General features: G+C 66.2%; 17 protein-coding genes. 11 read left to right on the top strand and 6 right to left on the bottom strand.

The genetic code is table 11. The annotated features are described in order from the left end of the window. The first annotated feature begins 440 nt into the window (after window positions 1-440). Both aroA and rsgA read left to right on the top strand, forming a co-directional pair. Window positions 441-1,751, top strand: coding sequence for a 3-phosphoshikimate 1-carboxyvinyltransferase (aroA, locus tag ACQPYR_RS08505; RefSeq protein ID WP_433629646.1), 1,311 nt, complete (start codon window positions 441-443; stop codon window positions 1,749-1,751). Continuing rightward, a complete protein-coding gene (gene rsgA / locus ACQPYR_RS08500) occupies window positions 1,748-2,734 on the top strand; it encodes a ribosome small subunit-dependent GTPase A (protein WP_433635065.1) in 987 nt (328 codons plus the stop codon). The genes aroA and rsgA overlap by 4 nt, the downstream gene beginning before the upstream one ends. Here the strand turns inward: rsgA and ACQPYR_RS08495 are convergent, their stop codons facing one another. Together ACQPYR_RS08495 and secA are read right to left on the bottom strand one after the other, a co-directional pair. Further along, complete coding sequence (locus ACQPYR_RS08495) at window positions 2,735-3,112, bottom strand: nuclear transport factor 2 family protein (protein ID WP_433629643.1); 378 nt, start codon at window positions 3,110-3,112, stop codon at window positions 2,735-2,737. A 132-nt stretch (window positions 3,113-3,244) separates the two neighbouring features. Continuing rightward, on the bottom strand, window positions 3,245-6,073 hold the full coding sequence (secA, locus tag ACQPYR_RS08490; protein WP_433629640.1) for a preprotein translocase subunit SecA: 2,829 nt from the start codon (window positions 6,071-6,073) through the stop codon (window positions 3,245-3,247). Between the two features lie 588 nt (window positions 6,074-6,661). Here secA and ACQPYR_RS08485 point away from each other — a divergent pair. The 6 genes from ACQPYR_RS08485 to bluB all read left to right on the top strand — a co-directional run bounded on the left by ACQPYR_RS08485 (window position 6,662) and on the right by bluB (window position 13,594). Further along, a complete protein-coding gene (locus ACQPYR_RS08485) occupies window positions 6,662-8,074 on the top strand; it encodes a WS/DGAT/MGAT family O-acyltransferase (RefSeq protein ID WP_433629637.1) in 1,413 nt (470 codons plus the stop codon). 7 nt (window positions 8,075-8,081) lie between these two features. Further along, on the top strand, window positions 8,082-8,639 hold the full coding sequence (locus tag ACQPYR_RS08480) for a DUF6912 family protein (RefSeq protein WP_433635064.1): 558 nt from the start codon (window positions 8,082-8,084) through the stop codon (window positions 8,637-8,639). A 177-nt stretch (window positions 8,640-8,816) separates the two neighbouring features. Beyond that, on the top strand, window positions 8,817-9,974 hold the full coding sequence (locus tag ACQPYR_RS08475) for a ferredoxin reductase (RefSeq protein ID WP_433629633.1): 1,158 nt from the start codon (window positions 8,817-8,819) through the stop codon (window positions 9,972-9,974). An 80-nt stretch (window positions 9,975-10,054) separates the two neighbouring features. Beyond that, window positions 10,055-11,470, top strand: coding sequence for a fatty acid desaturase family protein (locus ACQPYR_RS08470; protein WP_433629630.1), 1,416 nt, complete (start codon window positions 10,055-10,057; stop codon window positions 11,468-11,470). 99 nt (window positions 11,471-11,569) lie between these two features. After that, entirely contained in the window at window positions 11,570-12,817 is a 1,248-nt protein-coding gene (locus ACQPYR_RS08465; RefSeq protein ID WP_433629627.1) for a fatty acid desaturase family protein, read from the top strand. A gap of 156 nt (window positions 12,818-12,973) precedes the next feature. Continuing rightward, window positions 12,974-13,594: a 5,6-dimethylbenzimidazole synthase gene (bluB, locus tag ACQPYR_RS08460; RefSeq protein WP_433635063.1), complete on the top strand. Its 621-nt coding sequence runs from the start codon at window positions 12,974-12,976 to the stop codon at window positions 13,592-13,594. 291 nt (window positions 13,595-13,885) lie between these two features. Here the strand turns inward: bluB and ACQPYR_RS08455 are convergent, their stop codons facing one another. Next, window positions 13,886-15,178, bottom strand: coding sequence for an acetyl-CoA C-acyltransferase (locus ACQPYR_RS08455; RefSeq protein ID WP_433629624.1), 1,293 nt, complete (start codon window positions 15,176-15,178; stop codon window positions 13,886-13,888). A 421-nt stretch (window positions 15,179-15,599) separates the two neighbouring features. Here ACQPYR_RS08455 and ACQPYR_RS08450 point away from each other — a divergent pair, with 421 nt between their 5' ends. The 3 genes from ACQPYR_RS08450 (at window position 15,600) to ACQPYR_RS08440 (ending at window position 17,421) form a co-directional block, all read left to right on the top strand. Next, window positions 15,600-16,304, top strand: coding sequence for a helix-turn-helix domain-containing protein (locus ACQPYR_RS08450; RefSeq protein ID WP_433629621.1), 705 nt, complete (start codon window positions 15,600-15,602; stop codon window positions 16,302-16,304). A 12-nt stretch (window positions 16,305-16,316) separates the two neighbouring features. Beyond that, on the top strand, window positions 16,317-16,739 hold the full coding sequence (locus ACQPYR_RS08445) for a hypothetical protein (RefSeq protein ID WP_433629618.1): 423 nt from the start codon (window positions 16,317-16,319) through the stop codon (window positions 16,737-16,739). Between the two features lie 79 nt (window positions 16,740-16,818). Beyond that, window positions 16,819-17,421, top strand: coding sequence for a hypothetical protein (locus ACQPYR_RS08440; RefSeq protein ID WP_433629615.1), 603 nt, complete (start codon window positions 16,819-16,821; stop codon window positions 17,419-17,421). A gap of 104 nt (window positions 17,422-17,525) precedes the next feature. On the opposite strand, the gene hpf is transcribed toward ACQPYR_RS08440, so the two are convergent. The 3 genes from hpf to lpqB all read right to left on the bottom strand — a co-directional run bounded on the left by hpf (window position 17,526) and on the right by lpqB (window position 21,150). Continuing rightward, window positions 17,526-18,227, bottom strand: a complete 702-nt coding sequence (hpf, locus tag ACQPYR_RS08435) for a ribosome hibernation-promoting factor, HPF/YfiA family (RefSeq protein WP_387297029.1) — start codon at window positions 18,225-18,227, stop codon at window positions 17,526-17,528. A gap of 245 nt (window positions 18,228-18,472) precedes the next feature. Beyond that, a complete protein-coding gene (locus ACQPYR_RS08430) occupies window positions 18,473-19,117 on the bottom strand; it encodes a ComF family protein (RefSeq protein ID WP_433629612.1) in 645 nt (214 codons plus the stop codon). A 215-nt stretch (window positions 19,118-19,332) separates the two neighbouring features. Beyond that, complete coding sequence (gene lpqB / locus ACQPYR_RS08425; RefSeq protein WP_433629609.1) at window positions 19,333-21,150, bottom strand: MtrAB system accessory lipoprotein LpqB; 1,818 nt, start codon at window positions 21,148-21,150, stop codon at window positions 19,333-19,335. Window positions 21,151-21,152 lie beyond the last annotated feature (2 nt).

Raw genomic sequence — 21,152 nt, 5'->3', positions numbered from 1 at the left:
TACGAGCGACCCGTTCACGACCCGTCTCGCGTCCGAGCCGTCGAAGCACATGCGCCGCAGGTGCGGGGCCTCGACCGTCCGGCGCGTACGCATCGGTGCCGAACGATCCGCTATCGGTGACCACCACGGAGCGAGTCTTACGAGCGGGGAGTTCGCGGCCCGTCTCGTTCCGAGCCGTCGAAGCGCATGCGCCGCAGGTGCGGGGCCTCGACCGTCCGGCGCGTACACATCGGTGCCGAACGATCCGCTATCACCGACCACCACGGAGCGAGTCTTGCGAGCGACCCGTTCGCGGCCCGTCTCGCGTCCGAGCCGTCGAAGCGCATGCGACGAAGTCGCGAGTCTCGACGGCTCGGACGCGAGACACCAGGGGGCCGCGAACACGCAGCGCCGAAGGCGCTGCCATCAAACACAGCCCAGCCCGTGTGTCCGGTGGCGCGATGGGCGAAGATGGACGGGTGAGTTTCTGGCCAGCGCCCTATGTCGATGTCCCCGTGCACGCGACCGTGACCCTGCCCGGATCGAAATCGATCACGAATCGGGCCCTGATCCTGGCCGCACTCGCCGAGGGTCCCTCAACAATCTCCGGCGCGTTGCGCAGCCGCGACACCGAACTCATGATCGGTGCGCTGTGCGCATTGGGCGCACGGATCGAGGGCGACGCCGACACGCTGACCGTGACACCCGCGCCGCTGCACGGCGGCACCGTCGACTGTGGCCTGGCCGGCACCGTCATGCGGTTCCTGCCCCCGGTCGCGGCCCTGGCCACCGGCGATGTCGCCTTCGACGGTGACGAGCAGGCCCGGGTTCGTCCGCTCGGCACCATCCTGGAAGCACTGCGCCGGATCGGCGCGGAAATCGAGGGCGACGCACTGCCGTTCACGGTGCACGGCAAGGGTGCGCTGCGCGGCGGCGCGGTCACCATCGATGCCTCCGGATCGTCCCAGTTCGTCTCCGGACTGCTGCTGTCGGCAGCCCGGTTCGAGGAGGGCATCGTGGTGCACCACGACGGCAAGGCATTGCCCTCGATGCCGCATATCGAGATGACAGTGGAGATGCTGCGGCGCGCCGAGGTCGCCGTCGATTCTCCGGCCGACAGCCGCAAGGCCCAGACCTGGACCGTCGCACCCGGCCCGATCCGCGCGGTGAACTGGGATGTGGAGCCGGATCTGTCCAATGCCACGCCCTTCCTGGCCGCGGCCGCCGTCACCGGTGGCGAGGTCCGCATCCCGCACTGGCCGCGCCTGACCACCCAGCCCGGTGATGTGATCCGGGAGATCCTGGTTCGGATGGGCGCCGAAGTCACCCGGTTCGACGGTGTGCTGACCGTGCGCGGCCCCGAGCGCCTTGCCGGTATCGATATCGATCTGCACGATGTCGGCGAGTTGACCCCGACCGTGGCCGCCCTTGCGGCACTTGCGGATTCACCGTCCCGGCTGCGCGGTATCGCCCATCTGCGCGGCCACGAGACCGATCGGCTCGCGGCCCTGTCCACCGAGATCAACCGGCTCGGCGGCAATGTCACCGAGACCGAGGACGGACTCGAGATCATCCCGGCCCCACTGCACGGCGGCAACTGGCATTCCTATGCCGACCACCGAATGGCAACGGCCGGTGCGATTCTCGGACTCCGGGTGCCCGGCGTGGCGATCGAGGATATCGGTACCACGGCCAAGACGCTGCCCGGATTCGTCGGCCTGTGGGAGCAGATGCTCGATCCCACGCTCACCGATCAGGGAGCGGCCCGCTGAGAAGACGCGATTACGACGAGTCGGATGTCCGGGTGCGCCCGGGCAAGTCGTCTCGTCCACGCACGAAAACCCGTCCGCAGCACAATGATGCGGAAGCGGCCATGGTCGTTTCGGTGGACCGCGGTCGCTGGGGTTGCGTGCTCGGCGGCGATTCGGACAAGCTGATCGTCGCCATGCGGGCCAGGGAACTGGGCCGCACCCCGATCGTCGTCGGCGATCAGGTCGACGTGGTCGGCGATCTGTCCGGCAGACCCGATACCCTGGCCCGCATCGTCCGCGTCGGGGAACGCCGAACCGTCCTTCGCCGCACCGCCGATGACACCGATCCGTTCGAACGGATCGTCGTCGGCAATGCCGAACAGCTGTTCATCGTGGTCGCCCTCGCCGATCCGCCGCCGCGCACCGGTTTCGTCGAACGCGCCATGGTCGCCGCGTATGCCGGTGGACTGCAACCGATTCTGTGTTTGACCAAACACGATCTGGCCGCCGAATCCGAATTCGCCGCAGCCTTCGACGATCTCGACCTCACCATCATCTACGGCGGCATCGACGACCCGAGCGAACCGGTCCTCGATCTGCTCACCGACCGACTCACCGCCTTCATCGGCCATTCCGGCGTCGGCAAATCGACGCTGGTGAATCGCCTTGTGCCCGATGCGGATCGCGCGGTCGGCGAGGTCTCCGGCGTGGGCAAGGGCAAACACACCTCAACCCAATCCGTCGCCCTGCCGCTCCCGCAGGGCGGCTGGGTCATCGACACACCCGGTGTCCGTTCCTTCGGACTGGCGCACATCACGCCCGACGATGTCATCGCCGCCTTCACCGATCTGGCGGCCGCCATCGAGGATTGCCCCCGCGGCTGCACCCATCTCGGTCCTCCGGCGGACCCTGAATGCGCGCTGGATTCCTTGCCCGGCAAGGAGCGCCGCGTGGCCGCGATCCGCCTGCTGCTGACCGCGTTGAACTCCAACGAATCCTGGTAGTCAGTGCCCGTCGGCCTGTTCAGGCGCGAAGGGCCACTCCTCGAATCGGTCGCACAGACCGTCGGAGTCGAACCGCAATATCCACAGATCCCGCCAGCGCGACAGGCTGTCCCACCGATATTCCACGCTCACCCGCACCACGGCGGTCGAATCCTCCACCGCGACAACCTCGGCTGCCATCGTGAACGCCTCGTCCGGCCCACTGCGCTCGGCCTCCCAGAACACCTCGAGCGGTTCGAGACCGACGATCGGATCCGCCCACGGCGACACCAGATACTCGACATCGCGGGTGAACAGCTCCCCGAGCATCGCGGTACCCGGCGCACGCCAGGCCCGTTCATAACCACCGACCCATTTCTCGACAGCGTCCCGGTCCACGCCTCGTAAGCTACTCCGCCACACCACCCCTCGTGGCCGTTAGCGACTGCTTGCAGGTCGCTCGAAAGGATCAGCTTCACCGACGACGAAGGTGCCCATGGACTCGAGTCCATGGGCACCTTCGTGATCGAATCAGTGCCGACGACGCGTCTTCGGTGCGCGCTTGGGCTTGGCCTGCGCGCGGGCCGCCTCGCGGCGTTCACGGCGAGTGCTGCCGTCGCCGTACTCCTCGGCGTCACTGTGCACCGCGGCGTGGCCGCCCTCGTCCGGACCCGAATAGTGGAAGCCGTTGTTGGCCCGGGAATCGCCGATCCCCTTGGCACGCAACGCCGCAGGTGCGCCATTGCCGACCGGCGCCTCCTGGGTGGGCAGTGGACGCGGCGCGGTGGCGCCGACCGGCGAGCGCAGACCAGGATCGACCGCGACGCCCTCGGGCTGCGGCTGCTGCACCTCGACCTGCAGGTTGAACAGGAAGCCGACCGACTCCTCCTTCAGGCCCTCGAGCATCGCGGCGAACATGTCGAAGCCCTCGCGCTGGTATTCGACCAGCGGATCGCGCTGCGCCATGGCACGCAGGCCGATGCCCTCCTTGAGGTAATCCATCTCGTAGAGGTGCTCGCGCCACTTGCGGTCCAGCACCGAAAGCAGTACCTGGCGTTCGAGATTGCGCATCGAACCCTCGCCGGCCAGACCGTCGATCTGCTGTTCGCGCTTCTCGTAGGCGTCGTGCGCGTCATCGAGCAGCGATTCGACCAGTTCGTCCTTGGTCAGATCGCCCGCTTCGCCGACGCCGGTCTCACCGGTCAGCTCCTTGTAGTCCAGGCTCACCGGGTACAGCGTCTTCAGCGCGGTCCACAGCTTGTCCAGATCCCAGTCCTCGACGTAGCCCTCGGCGGTGGCGCCGTCGACATAGGCGGTGATCACGTCGGTGATCATCTCCTGGACCTGGCCCTCCATATCCTCGCCGCGCAGAATCCGGTTGCGCTCGCCGTAGATGATGGTGCGCTGCTGGTTCATCACCTCGTCGTACTTGAGCACGTTCTTGCGGATCTCGAAGTTCTGCTGCTCGACCTGGGTCTGCGCGCTCTTGATGGCCTTGGAGACCATCTTCGCCTCGATCGGCACATCGTCGGGCAGGTTGAGCCTGGTCATGATGGCCTCGAGCGCGGCGCCGTTGAAGCGCCGCATCAACTCGTCACCCAGCGACAGGTAGAACCGGGACTCACCCGGGTCGCCCTGACGGCCGGAACGACCACGCAGCTGGTTATCGATACGCCGCGATTCGTGGCGCTCGGTGCCGAGCACGTACAGACCACCGGCATCGCGCACCGCGTCGGCATCCTCGGCGGTCTGCTCCTTGACCCGCTCCAGCGTCGGCAACCACGCGGCCTGGTACTCCTCCGGCGTCTCCACCGGATCCAGACCCTCCTTGCGCAGGATGATGTCGGTGATGATGTCCGGGTTACCGCCGAGCACGACGTCGGTACCACGACCGGCCATATTCGTCGCGACCGTGACCGCGCCCGGGCGACCGGCCTCGGCGATGATCTCGGCTTCCTTCTCGTGGAACTTCGCGTTCAGCACGTTGTGCGCGATGCCGCGCTTGGTGAACTGCTTGGACAGGTACTCCGAGCGCTCGACGCTGGTGGTACCGATCAGCACCGGCTGGCCCTTCTCGTGCCGTTCGGTGACATCGTCGACCACGGCCGAGAACTTGGCCTCTTCGGTCTTGTAGATCAGATCGGACTGGTCCGCACGCACCATCGGCTTGTTCGTCGGAATCGGGACCACGCCGAGGCTGTAGATCTGGTGTAGCTCGGCGGCCTCGGTCTCGGCGGTACCGGTCATACCGGAAAGCTTGTCGTAGAGGCGGAAGTAGTTCTGCAGCGTGATGGTGGCCAGGGTCTGGTTCTCCGGCTGGATCTCGACGCCTTCCTTGGCCTCGATCGCCTGATGCATGCCCTCGTTGTAGCGTCGACCGACCAGGATGCGGCCGGTGAACTCGTCGACGATGATGACCTCGCCGTCGCGGACGATGTAGTCCTTGTCCCGGTGGTAGAGCTCCTTGGCCTTGATGGCGTTGTTCAGGTAGCTCACCAGCGGCGAATTGGCCGCCTCGTAGAGGTTGTCGATGCCGAGCTGATCCTCGACGAACTCCACGCCAGCCTCGTGCACACCGATGGTGCGCTTCTTGATATCGACCTCGTAGTGCAGGTCCTTCTTCAACAGCGGTGCGATGCGGGCGAATTCGGCGTACCACTTCGAGGAGGCGTCGGCCGGGCCCGAGATGATCAGCGGGGTGCGGGCCTCGTCGATGAGGATGGAGTCGACCTCGTCGACCACGGCGAAGTTGTGCCCGCGCTGGACCAGATCGTCCAGCGAGTGGGTCATATTGTCGCGCAGGTAATCGAAGCCGAATTCGTTGTTGGTGCCGTAGGTGATGTCGGAGTTGTAGGACTCGCGACGCTCGGCCGGGGTCATACCGGACAGGATCACGCCGACGCTCAGCCCGAGGAAGCGGTGCACGCGGCCCATCCACTCGGCATCGCGCTTGGCCAGGTAGTCGTTGACCGTGACGACGTGCACCCCGTCGCCGGAGATCGCGTTGAGGTAGGCGGGCAGCACACAGGTCAGGGTCTTGCCCTCACCGGTCTTCATCTCGGCGATATTGCCGAGGTGCAGCGCCGCGCCACCCATGATCTGCACCTTGTAGTGCTTCTGGTTCAGCACCCGCCAGGACGCCTCACGGGCGACCGCGAACGCCTCCAGGAGCAGATCGTCCAGCGTTTCGCCGTCGGCGTAGCGGTCCCTGAATTCGTCGGTCTTGGCACGCAGCTCGTGGTCGGTGAGCTCCTCGATCTCGGGCCCGAGCGCGAGGACCTCTTCCGCGAGGTGGGCGAGCCGCTTGACCGTGCGTCCCTCACCAATCCGTAGCAACCTCGTCAGTGTCAGCGCAGGCACGGGTCTCGTCAGTCCTCTGGTCGGTGTGTCAAATGTTCGGCCGTCACCCGGGGCGGGCAGTGTGCACATGGCCCCCGCCGAGCACGGCGGAATCCGCAGCACGCTTCATGGTAATGCGGCATCCATGGTAGGTGCCGATGACCAGCGACATAGCGCCGCATCCGCCGCTACCGCCGAGGCGGCAGCCGTTTCTTTTCACCGTACCCGTGTGTCGGCGCTCGGATCGGCTGGGAATCCGATGGACCGGAACCTGTTTCAGCGCGGGTGTCATACGATGTAAGTCGTTCGTCGTGCCGGACGCCGCGAGCCCTGCCTACCAGGGACGACCCGTCATCCGACGGCACGTGACGACACCAAGGGGCAGCGCAGCTCAAAAGGCATCCGTTATGCGGCACCCCGATTAATGTGTGCGAATCGAGTTCCTCCGGTCTCGAACCGATGCAGCCTTCCACGGAACCAGACGTGGGTAAAGGGTTGCGCGAATATCGCTGGATATGCCACAGGGGGCAGGACGAACCGTTGTGGGCGACCACAATGGGCGATGAGACGGCTCGGGTGGGAGCCACATCGGAAGGAGCACCGGGCAGCGTGATCACGAGATTGACGCCGCAGGACGCGTCGTTCTATCAGCTCGAGTCGAGCAGCAATCCGATCCATATCGGCTCTCTCGCGATCGTCCGAGGTAGCGACTCTGCACAGGGGGAAACGGCACTCGACTACGACGGACTGGTCGATCTGGTGGAGAGCAGGCTTTCCCTGGTCCCCCGCTATCGCAGGAAGGTCCGCGAAGTCCCGTTCGCGCTCGGCCGCCCGGTCTGGGTCGAGGACAGCCATTTCGATATCACCTATCACATCCGCCGCTCCGCACTGCCCGAGCCGGGCAACGATTGTCAGCTGCACGATCTGGTTGCGCGGCTGGCTTCGCGACCGCTCGATCAGAGCCGCCCACTGTGGGAGATGTATTTGATCGAGGGCCTGGCCGAGGGCCGGTCCGCGATCTTCACCAAAACCCACTCGGCGCTCGTCGACGGGGATACCGCACTCGAGATCGGACACGTCATCCTCGATACCAGCGCATCACCGCGCGGTATCGCCGATGACGCCTGGGTGGCGCCGCGCGAACCCAACGAGATGGAACTGCTGATCGGCGCGCTCACCCACTTGGCCGCGCAGCCGCGCGAGGCGCTCGAGGTGGCGCGCGACGCGAGCGCGCACGCGTTCTCGGTGGTCGAGGCCGCGGGCAAGGCGGTGGATTCGATGGTTTCGGCCGTGCGTGCGGCCACCATCGGCGCACCCGACAGCCCGCTCAACGCCAAGACCTCGCGCAACCGCCGCTTCGATGTGGTGCGCACGGATCTGGAGGACTACCGCAAGATCCGCAAGCGCTTCGAATGCTCGATCAACGATGCGATCCTGGCCGTCGTCACCGGGGCGCTGCGCAATTGGCTGCTCTCGCGCGGTGAGGCGCTCACCGAATCGACCGTCCTGCGCGCGGTGGTGCCCATGTCGGTCTATGTCGAAGGCATCGACGACCAGCTGAAACCGACCAGCGAGGTCTCCTCGTTCCTCATCGACCTGCCGGTGGGCGAACCGAATCCGGTGATGCGCCTATCGCATATCTCCCATGCCACCGAGGCCAACAGCAAGCACCGGCGCGGCGTGCGGGCGCGCACCCTGGTGCACCTGGCCGGCTTCGCTCCGGCGAGCCTGCATGCGATGAGTGTGCGGGCGGCGAGTACGTTCGCAGAGCACACGTTCAATCTGGTGATCACCAACGCACCGGGTCCGCAGACCCCGATGTATATCGGCGGCGCGCGGATGCTGGAGATGTATCCGGTGTCGCCGCTGCTGCGCAACCAGGCCTCGAGCATCGGGATCACGTCCTATGACGGACGCGTCTTCTACGGACTCAACGCCGACCGCGACGCGATGGCCGATATCGGCGTGCTGGCCGCGTCGGTGCACGAGTCCATGGAGGAGATGCTCGGTGCCTGCGTCTGAGAACACCATGCGGGTCTATATTCCCGCCACCGTGCCGATGCTGCGCGAGCTCGTCGCGAACCGGGAACTGCGCCCCGCCGGCGGCACCGCCTTCGCGGTCACGCCGACACTGCGCGAGGCCTATGCCTCCGGGGACGACGAAGAATTGGCCGAGGTCGCGATGGCCGAGGCCGCGCGGGCCTCGCTGCGCCTGCTCGCCGCCGAGCGCGAGGAGGCGACCGAGGCGTCCGACGACGATGACGGCGACGCCGACGACCCAGCCACCACCTACCACAGCCCGGTCTATCGCCGCGCGGTCATCGCCGCCGATGTGACCGGTGCGAAGCTGCGCCCCGACCTCGACGACGCGGTGGTGCGATTGGCCGGAACGATCGGCTACGACCGGATCGCCTCGGTACACGTCGACCTGGCCGAGGCCGAACCCGAGGTGGCCAAGGCGGTCGATGTCGTCGATGCCGCCGACCTCGGCGACGCCGATGCCGAATTCGTGCTCGGCGATGCCGAGGACCATCAGCTGGCCTGGTACGCCGCCCAGGAGCTGCCGTTCCTGCTCGAATTACTGTGAGCGAGCGCCAACGAGTGAACCAATAACACAGCGCCCTCCGGGGCACGGCGGAGCCGAGCGCCGGCGAGGTGGAGCAGTGACGCGGCAACCTGCACATCCCGCACTAACCTACGATGCCGTAACCTGGCTGCGAGGCGGCTTCACCGGTCGCTAATGACAGGGAGACGAACGGCGGCAATGGTCTTGAAAAAAGCGGCAGTCTCGGTGCGCACGGTCCGGGAGTGGCTGGAGGCTCCGGCGGCGGAAGTCGCCGAACGCGGTGGACGGCTGAACGTACTGCGCGGCGCCGTCGCGCGCGTCACCACGCCGCTGCTGCCCGACGACTATCTGCACCTGGCGAATCCACTGTGGTCGGCGCGTGAGCTGCGCGGCCGAATTGTCGAGGTGCGCAAGGAAACCGCCGATTCGGCCACCCTGGTCATCAAGCCGGGCTGGGGCTTCGACTGGAAATACGAGCCGGGTCAATACATCGGCATCGGCATTCTGGTCGACGGCCGCTGGCACTGGCGCTCGTACTCGCTGACCTGCCCGCCGAACTGGACCGATCCGGAACACCGCGGCAAGCGGCTGATCTCCATCGCGGTCAAGGCGATGCCCGAGGGTTTCCTGTCCAGCCACCTTGTCAGCGGTGTCGCCGCGGGCACCATCGTCCGGTTGGCCGCACCGCAGGGCGGTTTCGTGCTGCCGTCGCCGCCGCCGGAAAAGGTGCTGTTCCTCACCGCGGGCAGCGGTATCACCCCGGTCATGTCCATGCTGCGCGCGCTGGATCGCCGCGACATGGTCACCGATGTCGTACATGTGCACTCCGCGCGCACCCGCGACGATGTGATGTTCGGGGCCGAACTGCGCGATCTGCACGCTCGCCGCCCCAGCTTCTCCTCGCATCTGCACCTCACCGACGAGCAGGGCCGGTTCTCCCTCACCACACTCGACGAACACTTCCCGGATTGGCGCGAGCGCCAGACCTGGGCCTGCGGGCCGGCCGCCATGCTCGACGAGATCGAACAGCACTGGCGTGCGGCCGACATCAGCGACCGGCTGCATGTCGAGCGCTTCGAGATCGAGCGCTCCGCCGTCGGCGAGGGCGGCACGGTCACATTCGACAAGACCGGGCGCACCGTGGAGGTCGACGGCGCCACCAGTCTGTTGGAAGCGGGCGAATCCGTCGGTGTGCAGATGCCGTTCGGCTGCCGGATGGGCATCTGCCAAACCTGTGTCGTCACACTGACTTCCGGACATGCCCGCGATCTGCGCAATGGCGACGAGCGCCGCGAGGGCGACAAGGTACAGACCTGTATCTCGGCCGCGGCGGGCGACTGCGCACTCGACGTCTGAGACAGCGACACTCGCAGACACACCCTCGGGGGGATCCGACAGGTACCCTCGAGGTACATCCAGTCAGGGAAAGGACCCCGGTGGCCATCACCGATATCAAGGCGTTCGCCCATCTCACGGCGGCCGACATCGAAACACTGGGGCAGGAACTCGATTCCATCCGGCGCTCCGTCGAGTTGTCCCGCGGCGAACGTGACGCCAAGTACATCCGGCGCACGATCGCGGCGCAGCGCGGGCTCGAAGTGCTCGCGCGCGGTGTGCTGTTCGGCAGCCGCAACCGGTGGGCCTGGCTGACGGGGACGGCTCTGCTCTCGGTCGCCAAGATCATCGAGAATATGGAGCTCGGGCACAACATCAGCCACGGGCAATGGGACTGGATGAACGATCCGGAAATCCACTCCAGCACGTGGGAATGGGATATGACCGGGCCGTCGGTGCAGTGGCGGCGGGCGCACAACTATTCGCACCACACCTACACCAATGTGCTCGGCAAGGACGAGGACCTCGGCTTCGGCATCCTGCGGATGACCCGCGACGAGCAGTGGCGGCCGATCCACCTGATCCAGCCGCTGGCCAATATCCTGCTCGCGGCCACCTTCGAATGGGGTATCGCGCTGCACGACTGGAGCATCGAGAAAGAGCTCGCAGGCACGCCGCCCAAACAGCTGATGTCGGAGCCGAACAAAGAGTTCGGTCGCAAGATCGGCCGTCAGGTGGCCAAGGACTTCCTGATCTACCCGGCGCTCACCGGACCGGCGTTCAAGTCCACGCTGAAGGCGAATGCGACCGCCAACCTGGTACGCAACCTGTGGGCTTACGCGGTGATCTTCTGCGGCCACTTCCCCGACGGCGCCGAGAAATTCACCATCGAACAGCTCGAGGGCGAGACCAGCGGCGAATGGTATCTGCGCCAGATGCTCGGCAGCGCCAACTTCAAGGCCGGACCCGCCATGGCCTTCATGAGCGGCAATCTCTGCTACCAGATCGAACATCACCTGTTCCCCGACCTGCCGAGCAACCGGTATCCGGAAATCGCCGAGCGGGTCCGCGAACTGTGCGACAAGTACGACCTGCCCTACACCACCGGCTCGCTCGGCAAGCAGTATCTGCTGGCCTTCCGGACCATCCACAAGCTCGCACTGCCGGACCGCTTCCTCAAGCGCACCGCCGATGACGCACCGGAGACCTCCTCGGAGCGCAAGTTCGCCGGCGTCTCACTGCCCGCCATGCCGTCGATGCCCAATGCCGAGCGCTGGGCCGACAAGTGGAACGAGACGCACTGGCTGCCCGTCGACCCCGAGACCGGTAAGCGTCGCGGCCTGCGTTCGGCGCTCAACGAGGCCAAGGTGGTGTTGCGGGAAAAAGCTCGGCACGAGAAGGAAGTGCTGCACGAGGCCAAGCTGGCGCTGCAGGAAAAGGCACGTCAGGAGAAGGCGACACTGCAGCGAAAGGCCATACGCGAGCGAGCGATCCTTCGCGGCTGGCGCCGCCGATGAGATAGCATCTCCCAGCCGCTTTCGCAATGCGGGATTTGCCACATCCCCTGGGCAGCCCTCGCAACCTACGGTCTCGTAACTTACGGTACTGTAACCGCCATGGCGATCTCGGATGTCAAGGAATACGCGCACCTCACCGAAGCCGATGTAGAGGCACTCGGTGCGGAGTTCGACGCGATCCGGCGCGATATCGAGTCCTCGCGCGGTGATCGCGACGCGCGGTATATCCGCAATGTCATCCGCCTGCAGCGTGCGCTCGAGATCAGCGGCCGCACGGTGCTGTTCGCCAGTTTCCTGCCGCCCGCCTGGCTCGCCGGTGTTGCCCTGCTCAGCACGGCCAAGATCATCGAGAATATGGAGATCGGGCACAACGTCATGCACGGGCAGTGGGACTGGATGAACGATCCGGAAGTCCACTCCAGCACCTGGGAATGGGATAACACCGGCCCGTCCAAGCACTGGAAGCAGACGCACAACTACCTGCACCACAAGTACACCAATGTGCTCGGCATGGACGACGACATCGGCTACGGCCTGCTGCGCGTCACCCGGGATCAGCGGTGGAGGCCGTTCAATATCGGCAATCCGGTCTACAATCTGGTGCTGCAGCTGTTCTTCGAATACGGCGTCGCGATCCAGCATCTCGAGCTCGGCAAGGTGCACCGGTTGAAGGAGGGCTCGCCGGAGCGGGCCGCATTCGAGGTCAAGCGCCGCGAGGTGCTGGTAAAGATCGGCAAGCAGGCCGGTAAGGATTACCTGCTGTTCCCGCTGCTCACCGGGCCCGCGTTCTTCTCGACGCTCACCGCGAACCTGACCGCCAATATCATCCGCAATATCTGGACCAATGCGGTGATCTTCTGCGGCCACTTCCCGGACGGCGCGGAGAAATTCACCAAGGCCGATATCGACGGCGAATCCAAGGGCCAGTGGTACCTGCGCCAGATGCTGGGCAGCGCCAATATATCCGGCGGTCCGGTCATGCACTTCATGACCGGCAACCTGAGCCACCAGATCGAACACCACCTGTTTCCGGATCTGCCGAGCAACCGCTACGCCGATATCGCGGTCCGGGTGCGCGCCCTGGCCGAGAAGTACGACCTGCCCTACACCACCGGCTCGCTTCCGGTGCAGTACTTCAAGTCCTGGCGCACCATCCTGAAGCTGGCGCTGCCGAACAAGTACCTGCGCGCAACCGCCGACGACGCCCCCGAGACCGCCTCGGAGCGCAAATTCGACGGCTCCACCATGCCGAGCTTCGACCCGGCCACCGGTAAGCGTCGTGGGCTGCGCACGGCGCTGAAGGATGGGCGCCGCCGGTTCGCCCGTCGGGCCGTTTCCGTCGCCTGACGCACAGTCGCACCGAGGGCGCCCACGGAAGTCCGTGGGCGCCTTCGTCTTTCGATGGGCCGGCCACTCCGAGCGCGACGGGCTCATGGTATCCGCCTGGGCCTCGGCGGGAGCACCGGTTGCGGCTGGTTGACTGAGGGTGTGTGTGCTGAAGATCTGAGCGTTTACGAGGCCATCCGGACGCGGCGGGATGTACGGGCCGAGTTCACCGGTGACCTCGTCGACGATGCGACGCTGTGGCGGATACTCGATGCCGCACATCGCGCGCCCAGTGTCGGCAACTCGCAGCCGTGGGACTTCGTCGTGGTGCGCGAGCATGCGACGCTGCGGAAGTTCGCCGACCACGTCGCACAGAAGCGGATCGAATTCCGCGACGCACTGCCGCCGGATCGGGCGGCGACCTTCGACCCGATCAAGATCGAGGGCATTACCGAGAGCGGCACCGGCATCGTGGTCACCTACGACCACGACCGCGGCGGCCCGCAGGTCCTCGGCCGCACCACCGTCCCCGAAACCGGCATCTACTCGGCGGTTCTCGCCATCCAGAACCTCTGGCTGGCCGCCACCGCCGAGCAGATCGGCGTCGGCTGGGTCTCGTTCTACGACGCCGAATTCCTCACCGACCTCGTCGGCCTACCCGACGGCATCCGCCCCGTCGCCTGGCTGTGCGTCGGCCCGGTAGACGAATTCCAACGCGTACCCGACCTCGAACGCTTCGCCTGGCGCACCGGCCGTCCCCTCACCGAAGCAGTCCACCACGAAACCTTCCGCGCCTGAGCTGATCGAGCGCAGTCAAGTGGCGCTTCGGACTCATCCCGGGTAGTCGGACGGCGGCCCAAAACCCCACCACCCACCATTCGACTACGCTCGGCGAACTCTCGAGAACGCAACCACAGCCGGTCGAGTGGGCTGGGAGCTAAAGGCAAACCACAGACCGCTGAACCGTTCCGGGACCGGCAAGACCCCGAGAAGTCGGTGCAGGACAACAGGATCCACCGCAGCACGCTTAGCGAAACCCACCCCTCGCCCCGATGGTCGAATCCGGCGGAACAGGGGTGGAGGCGGCAATCAGACGCCTTCCAGCACGGCCGACGCGCCGATGCCACCCGCCGCGCAGATGCCGAGTAGGGCGGCGTTCTTGCCGGAGCGGGCCAGCTCGTTTGCCATGGTGGTGACCATGCGTGCGCCGGTCGCGCCGAACGGATGTCCGAGCGACACCGAACCGCCGTGCACGTTGAGCCTGTCGATCTCGATCTCGCCGACCGCGCTATCGCGATCGAGGCGGGTCTTGGCCCACTCGTCGCTGTTCAGGGCCGCGAGCACGGACAGTGTCTGGGCCGCGAATGCCTCGTGGATATCGACGAAATCGATATCTCCCAGCGACATTCCGGCCTCGTCGAGGGCGCGCGGCATGGAGATGGCCGGGCCGATCAGCACCTGATCGGCCGGGTCGACACTGACGTAGCTCCAGGAGCGGAAGGCGGCCAGCGGACGGTAGCCGAGGGCGTGCGCCCGCTCCTCGCTCATCAGTAGTACCGCGGCCGCGCCGTCGGTGAGCGGACTGGCATTGCCCGCGGTCACGCTGCCGTCGCGGGCGAAGACCGGCCTCAGCTTCGCCAACTTCTCGACACTGGCGTTCGCGCGCACCAGTCCGTCGCGCGTGACCTCCGTGCCTTCGGGGGTGCGCACGCGCAGCACCTCGTCGTCGAAGCGGCCCGAGTCGATGGCCGCGGCGGCCCGGTGGTGTGAGCGCGCGGCGAATTCATCCTGATCCGCGCGGCTGATCCCGTGGATGCGGGCCATCTTCTCGGCCGATTCCCCCATCACTTCGCCGGTGGTGCGTTCGGCGATCTTCGGTCGGCTGGGCAGCAGATCGGTGAAGGGCGCGAGCTGACGCGCCGCCGCCAGATAGTCCTTCGGTTTCGGCTTGCCCAATGCGAGCGGCGCGCCGACGTGCACCAGCTTCTGCGGCAACTTCACCTCGGCATTACTGGTCGAATCGCTGCCGCCGGCGATCATGATGTCGTATTCGCCACGCTCGATGGCCGCCACCGCCGACGTGATCGCCTGGAGTCCGGAGGCGCATGCCCGAGTCACCGTGTACCCCTCGCACCCGGGGTCGAGACCGAGATCCAGTGCGATCTCCCGCGCGATATTCGGTGCGGCGCTCGGCAGAATCACCCCGCCCCACACGATTGCCTGCACCTGCGCGCCGGGCAGACCCGTTCGCTCCAACAGCCCACGCACCGCGGCATCGGCCAGCGCGATCGAATCCATCCGCGTGTAATCACCGAACGCCTTGACGAATGGCGTGCGCGCTCCGGAGACGATGACGGCACGGCGAGCAGCACTGGTAGCCATGAAATTTCCTCCTCGAGAGATCTACCCCACAAACTTACTCGGAAGTAAGTTCGAGGTCCAGACCCGCGAGTACCCGGCTCAGCGATCCCCTCCATCGCCGCTGAGCCGGGCATTCTCAACCGTCCCGCTGCGCCCGACTTCGCAAGCGCATCGGCAACTCTCGGGCACGCCCGTAAGCGGACCCGGCACTCAACCGCCGGCCCGCGACGACACTGTCGCGGCACCCCGCACCGAACAAAGCCACGGGAGGCGGATGAGCGGCGCCCTGTCCCGGCGAACGCCCCTGCTCGTCCCGGAACCCGCAAGGTCGACGTCGACACCACTCGGCGCGAGGAAACAGTAGCAATCTTTCTATTAGTTTTTCAAACTTTTTCTATGAAGTTGTCATTACTACCAAAGGACCTCTAGCATGGTGCTCACTATGCAAAGCCCTTCGGAGCTGTCGCGACATAAGCGCTTCGGCCGAATCATCAAGGAACGCCGGGACGAACTCGGCCTCACCCAGATGCAAATCGGCGATCTGGGAGGGCCCTCGGCGCCGACGATCCGCAAGATCGAAGACGGCGATGCGACCATCAGCACGCACACGCTGAACAAACTCGACGCGCCGCTGCGCTGGCTGCCCGGCAGCGCGGCGCGCACCTATGCGGGCGGCGATCCGACCACGCACGAGGTCGCGACGCACACCCCGGGTACCGACGAGTCGATCGTCTCCGGACCCGATTCGATCCGCTTCGAACTCTCCGACCTGACCGGACTGCTCGCGGCGGCGGGTCGGCTCAACGATGCGGTCGAGCGCGGCCGGACCACCGAACCCCATGTGGTGGCGGCTATTTCGGAACTCAACGCAGTGGTCTCCCGGCTCTCCGCGCGCTATGCCACCGCAATGCTGGAACGCAATGGCGGACCGGGCAAAACCCTGCATCCACTGGTCGCAATGGCGTTCTCGCATCTGCTCGATGTGCCCGCCGAGTCCAGCGACCCCGCCGACCTCGAGGAACGCCGCTATCGCCGCTGGCTGGCCGGACGCGCGGAAGATGTGGACGCCGGCACCGAGGGCCGCTTCCGCGCACGTTGGCTGGCAGCCGATCCCCGAGCGGCATCTATTCGAAACGGCAAGCAGTAGAGGGCAGTACAGATGACCGACGATGCGACAAGCCGAGCGCGACTGACGCTCAGCCACAAGGTGAATCGACTATTCGCGACCGTGCACCCGCGGTCGGAGCCCGAACGCACGACAGCAGCGGTGGCCGAACAGGTCGGTGCGCAATTGGGCCGCACCGTCCCGCAGGATCAGCTCGACCGGTTGCGGCGCGGCGAATTCGACTCGGCGCCGGTCGGATCCGAACTGCTCAGCGCCATCGCACAGTGCTTCGGCGTGAGCGCGGACTATCTGATCACCACCGGCGCGGCGGCGGCCGCGATCGATCGGGAACTCGAATTGCTCGCCACCATGCGCGATGCCAATGTCGCCAGCATCGCGCTGCGCGGATCCGACGTCGATCTCACCACGCTGACCGCGCTCATCCACCGCGCGGATCAACCGGTCGAGCGACCGTAGACCGGGCAGTTTCCGAACAGTCGGTAGCATCGTCGGTTGCATGGGGCGGGACCGCAGCGCTGTAGGAGATTGCCGACGAATGCCGGGTATGGAGAACCGGTTCCGGGAAGTATCCCGGGACGTACCGATACCGTCCCCGTGGAATCTGACCGCATACCTCGATGCCGTCGCCGACCACCGCGGTCGCACCATCACCCTGCGACCGGTCGACACCGCATTGCTCGCGGGCACCGGCTGTGGCACCGGCAGCGGTCTGTGGATTGCCAAGCGCGACAGCGACATCATCGTCTACGGCGCCGACACCACCGAATGGCATGCCGAGCACATCATCGTCCACGAACTGGGTCATATGCTGCTCGGCCACGGACCGGAATCGGGGACCGAAACCCCCGCGCCACAACCGATGTCGGCCCTCGCGGACCTACTGCCCTCGATTTCCGCGGAGTCCATTGCCTATGTGCTCGGGCGCAGCGATTACGCATCCGCCCGCGAACGTGATGCCGAAACCTTCGCCGACCTGGTCATGTTGCAGGCCATGCGTCCGCAGCGCCGAGATTCCGTGCTGCACAGAACCTTTTTCTCCCCCGCCTCCCCGAACCTCAGGCCGGACGTCGGTAGCCACAGCAGCACCGTCGCGGACCGGCGGTCGACAGCCTGGCTGAGGTTTGGACGTCCCCGATGAGTTACCCCTGTGCATACGAAATCAGTTGTTACACAGACAACAACAAGATTCTCCGGGCATTCAACTGACGCGCTGAATGCCCGGAGAACCAGGGAAGCGCTGTACTACGCGAGCCGGATCAGGCCGTAGTCGAATGCGTGGCGACGGTAGACGACAGACGGTCGGTCGGTCTCTTTGTCCTGGAAGAGGAAGAAGTCGTGCCCGACGAGCTCCATCTGATAGAGGGCGTCGTCGACCGACATCGGGGTCGCGGAATGGACCTTGGTTCGTACGATATGGCCGGGGCCTGCCGCGTAATCCGGGGACTCGGTTTCGTGTCGGCTACGTTCGGCCTCGGGATGCTCGTGTGCGGTGGCGCCCTCCGCCTGAGCGAACAGTGAGTCATCGATCAGATCGGCGGTCGCCTCGGCCACCGAGACCGGGGTCTTGTCCCCGTAGTGGACGCGGCGGCGATCCTTGGTCCGACGCAGCCGGCTCTCCAACTTCGCGGTCACCGATTCGAGGGCAGCATAGAAGCTGTCCGCACATGCCTCCGCCCGGACGACCGGGCCCTTGCCTCGCGCGGTGATCTCGACGCGCTGGCAGGCCTTACGCTGACGACGATTGCGCTCGTGGAACAACTCCACATCGAAGATGAATATCGAAGGATCGAAGCGTTCGACACGGGAGAGTTTCTCCGCGACGTAAATTCGGAAATGGTCGGGAACCTCCACATTGCGGCCCTTCACCACGACATCGCCGCGCGGGGCGCGAGGTCGGTCCGCTGTGGATTGCTCTGTCGCATCCAAGGTGCTGTCATCGAGCACCGAGGCCTGTGTTTCTTTCACAGCGAGGGCGTCTTTCACTGAAGGTCGTGAAGAAGTCGTCACGCGTACCTCCCGGATATGGCCGCACAGACCAGCGTGCGTGCGGCGGGATGAGCCGTGCCGATAGACAATCTCTCGGCACATGATGTCCGAGGCGCCACCTCCAAACTCCCGGTTCGGGTGTGTGATCGCGACGCTAGTACGTCAACGCGAGGTCCGCCACTGTTCACGCAAATTTCCCGGAGTCAAGCCGAACACGTCACCAGCACGGCACGTACCGGTATCCCGATCCGGTCGAGTGCGCGCACCGATTCGCGGGCCGTAGCGCCGGTCGTGAGCACATCGTCGACCAGTACGACCTCGGCATTCGCCGCGATTTCGGCCCCGGCTCCGGTGGCTGGTCGGGCCACGATCCGACCGCGCAGATTGTGTTGTCGCTCACCGATTGTCAAGCCCACCGAATCGCGCACACCCCACCACACCCGCAACATCGGTATCACCCGGCTATCCGGCAGCCACCGCGCCGCCGCCCGCGTCGTGCGCACCACCGGATCTCCGCCGCGGCGGCGCGCGGACACCCGCCGACTCGGTGCCGGGATCAATACCAGCGACCGCTCGTCATCGCGCAGTCGCGCCAGAGCACAGGCAAGTGCCAGCCCCACCGGCTCGGCCAGATCGCGACGCCCGTGCTCCTTCGCCGCGAGCACCACCCGGCGCGCTGGGCCCGCATACGGCGCCAGCGCCCAGCACGGCACATCCGGATCGGCGCGCGGCCGCACCCGCATCGGCGGCCCGGCCAGGGTGGCCGCACAGTCCACACACCAGCCGGCACCCGCCACACCGCATCCGGCACAGGCCGTCGCCAGGATCAGATCCAACAGGGTTCGCATCGCCCGAGTCTGCGCCCACCCACCGACAGATTTCATCGACCGAGTCGGCCACAAACCCACGGCCGCACAACATGGGGCTCAGTCAGCCAATGCGCTGATTCCGTTGCAGCAGAGCCATTTACACCACTCCTGACAACGAAGTACGCTACCGATGGAGCCGTCGATTGTCGACGTGAGCTCCCTGGGTCCGAAAGCGCTGGACCGGCGGCGACTTCTCAGCCGGGCAGTACCGGTACCGAGTTGTCGCCGTTGAGGCCAGGCACCTCGCGCCAGAACCGGTCGGAGGTCTGCTCGCTGTACTGCAGTTGGAGCACCGCACGCGAGTCGCCGACGTACTCGGTCTCCGGCGAAGCACTGACCACCCGGACCGGCGCGGTCAGATTCTGGCTGGTCTGCGGGGCGAACTGGGATCCGTCGATGGAGACGGTCGAGAGCGGATCGACATTGCCCTCCCTGGCAATGACGATGGTGTCCGCGGTGAGCCAGCTCAACGAAACCGCGCGGGTGCTGAGTGAGAGCGCGAGCGGCACCGGCGAGGTGAGCGCGTATTTGCCGTCCGGGCGTCGTTCGACCACCGCGACATAGACCTTGCCGTCGGCGATGAGCGCGGCGCGCACACCCGAGCGCGATACCCGCAACTCGGTGATCGGCAGCCGCAGCGCCGATCCCTGTGCCGAGGCCAGCAGGGCCGAGATGTCCACATCCTGTACCGAGACGTTTCCGGTGGCGCGATCGTTGACGGCGCGGATGACCCGTTCGCCGTCGATCACGGCCCAGGCGGCGGTGCCGTCGGCATTCCAGGACGGTCGGCTGATGGTGGAACCCTCGGCGACCGGGAAGGCGTTGCCGCCGTAGCTGCCGACCATCAGTGTGCGCGGCGGCTCCGGCGGCGGACGTCCGGCGTCGGCGACCGCGGCCACCAATTGACCGTCCGGGGAGAGGGCGACCGACTGCAGATTGTTCACCGCACCGAAGTAGCCGGGCGGTGTGATCATCCCGCCGTCGGTGACCTGCACCAGCGAGCCGTTGCGCAGCGCGTGCAACCCGATCTGGTTGCGCGCGTAGACAGCTGGGCTCAGCTGTTCGACATCGGCGACCGACCAGCCGTTGGCGGCGAAGCGATCGTCGAACGGTTTGCCGTCGGCGAGCAGCATGTACGGTCCGAGAATTTCCGCACCCGCCAGCGTGAGTACCACCTGTCCGGCGAGGAGTTCTTTATCGCGCGGGGACAACCCGGAGGCGCCGGCGAAATCGATGCGCACGCCGCCGAGCCCGACACCGACGTCGTTGTCGTCATTGTTCGGCCTAGTGATCGGGCCGCGCAGGGTCACCGGTGGTGCGAGTTGATTGCGCACGACCGAGGTGAGCGCGGGCTGGGTGCCCTCGGCCAGCAGGCTGAGCAGGCGCTGGGCCAGCTGGTTCTTGGCCACCGAGATCCAGCGCAGATCTGGGACGGCGGTGGTGCCGGTCGGGTCGATGAAGTACAGGACGTAGCGGCGGTAGGACTTGGCGAAGGCGGTCTGCTCCATCACCACGCCGTCGGGCAGCTCATCGATGCGCCACTCGCCGTCGACCTTGGTCATTTCGATCTTGTTTTCCAAGGGCGCGTCGATCGCCCGATAGGCGCCGTCGGCGGCCAGTTCGCCGACCTTGTGCGCCCGGATCACATAGGTCGCCTTATCGCCCGAGCGCGATTCGCGCAGGGTATCGGCCCTGTCCACGATCAGCGTGCCCGCCGTGTCATCCCACTGCGCCGACGCCGACGGTGTCATGTACTGCCGTGCGGCCAGGTGCCGGTTGGCCGGATCCGCGGTGGCCTGCAGGAAATCGCGGAGCAACAGGTCCGGATCGCGACCGCCGATGGGCGGTGGCGGACCGTCGGAGGTGGGCTGGCGATTGATGGTGCCGAGCGCCTGCGGTGCGGAGGATTCCGGCAGGCTCGCGCATCCGGTGAGCACCATCAGCGCAGCTACGGCCGCCGCACCGAGCGCGGACAGCCGGAGCGAGGTGCGCCTCGGATACCAGCTACGCATCC

The organism is Nocardia sp. CA-120079 (assembly GCF_050955745.1).
Classification (GTDB): domain Bacteria; phylum Actinomycetota; class Actinomycetes; order Mycobacteriales; family Mycobacteriaceae; genus Nocardia.
The sequence above is the reverse complement of the archived record's forward strand: the minus strand, read 5'-3'. Positions and strand labels throughout refer to the sequence as shown.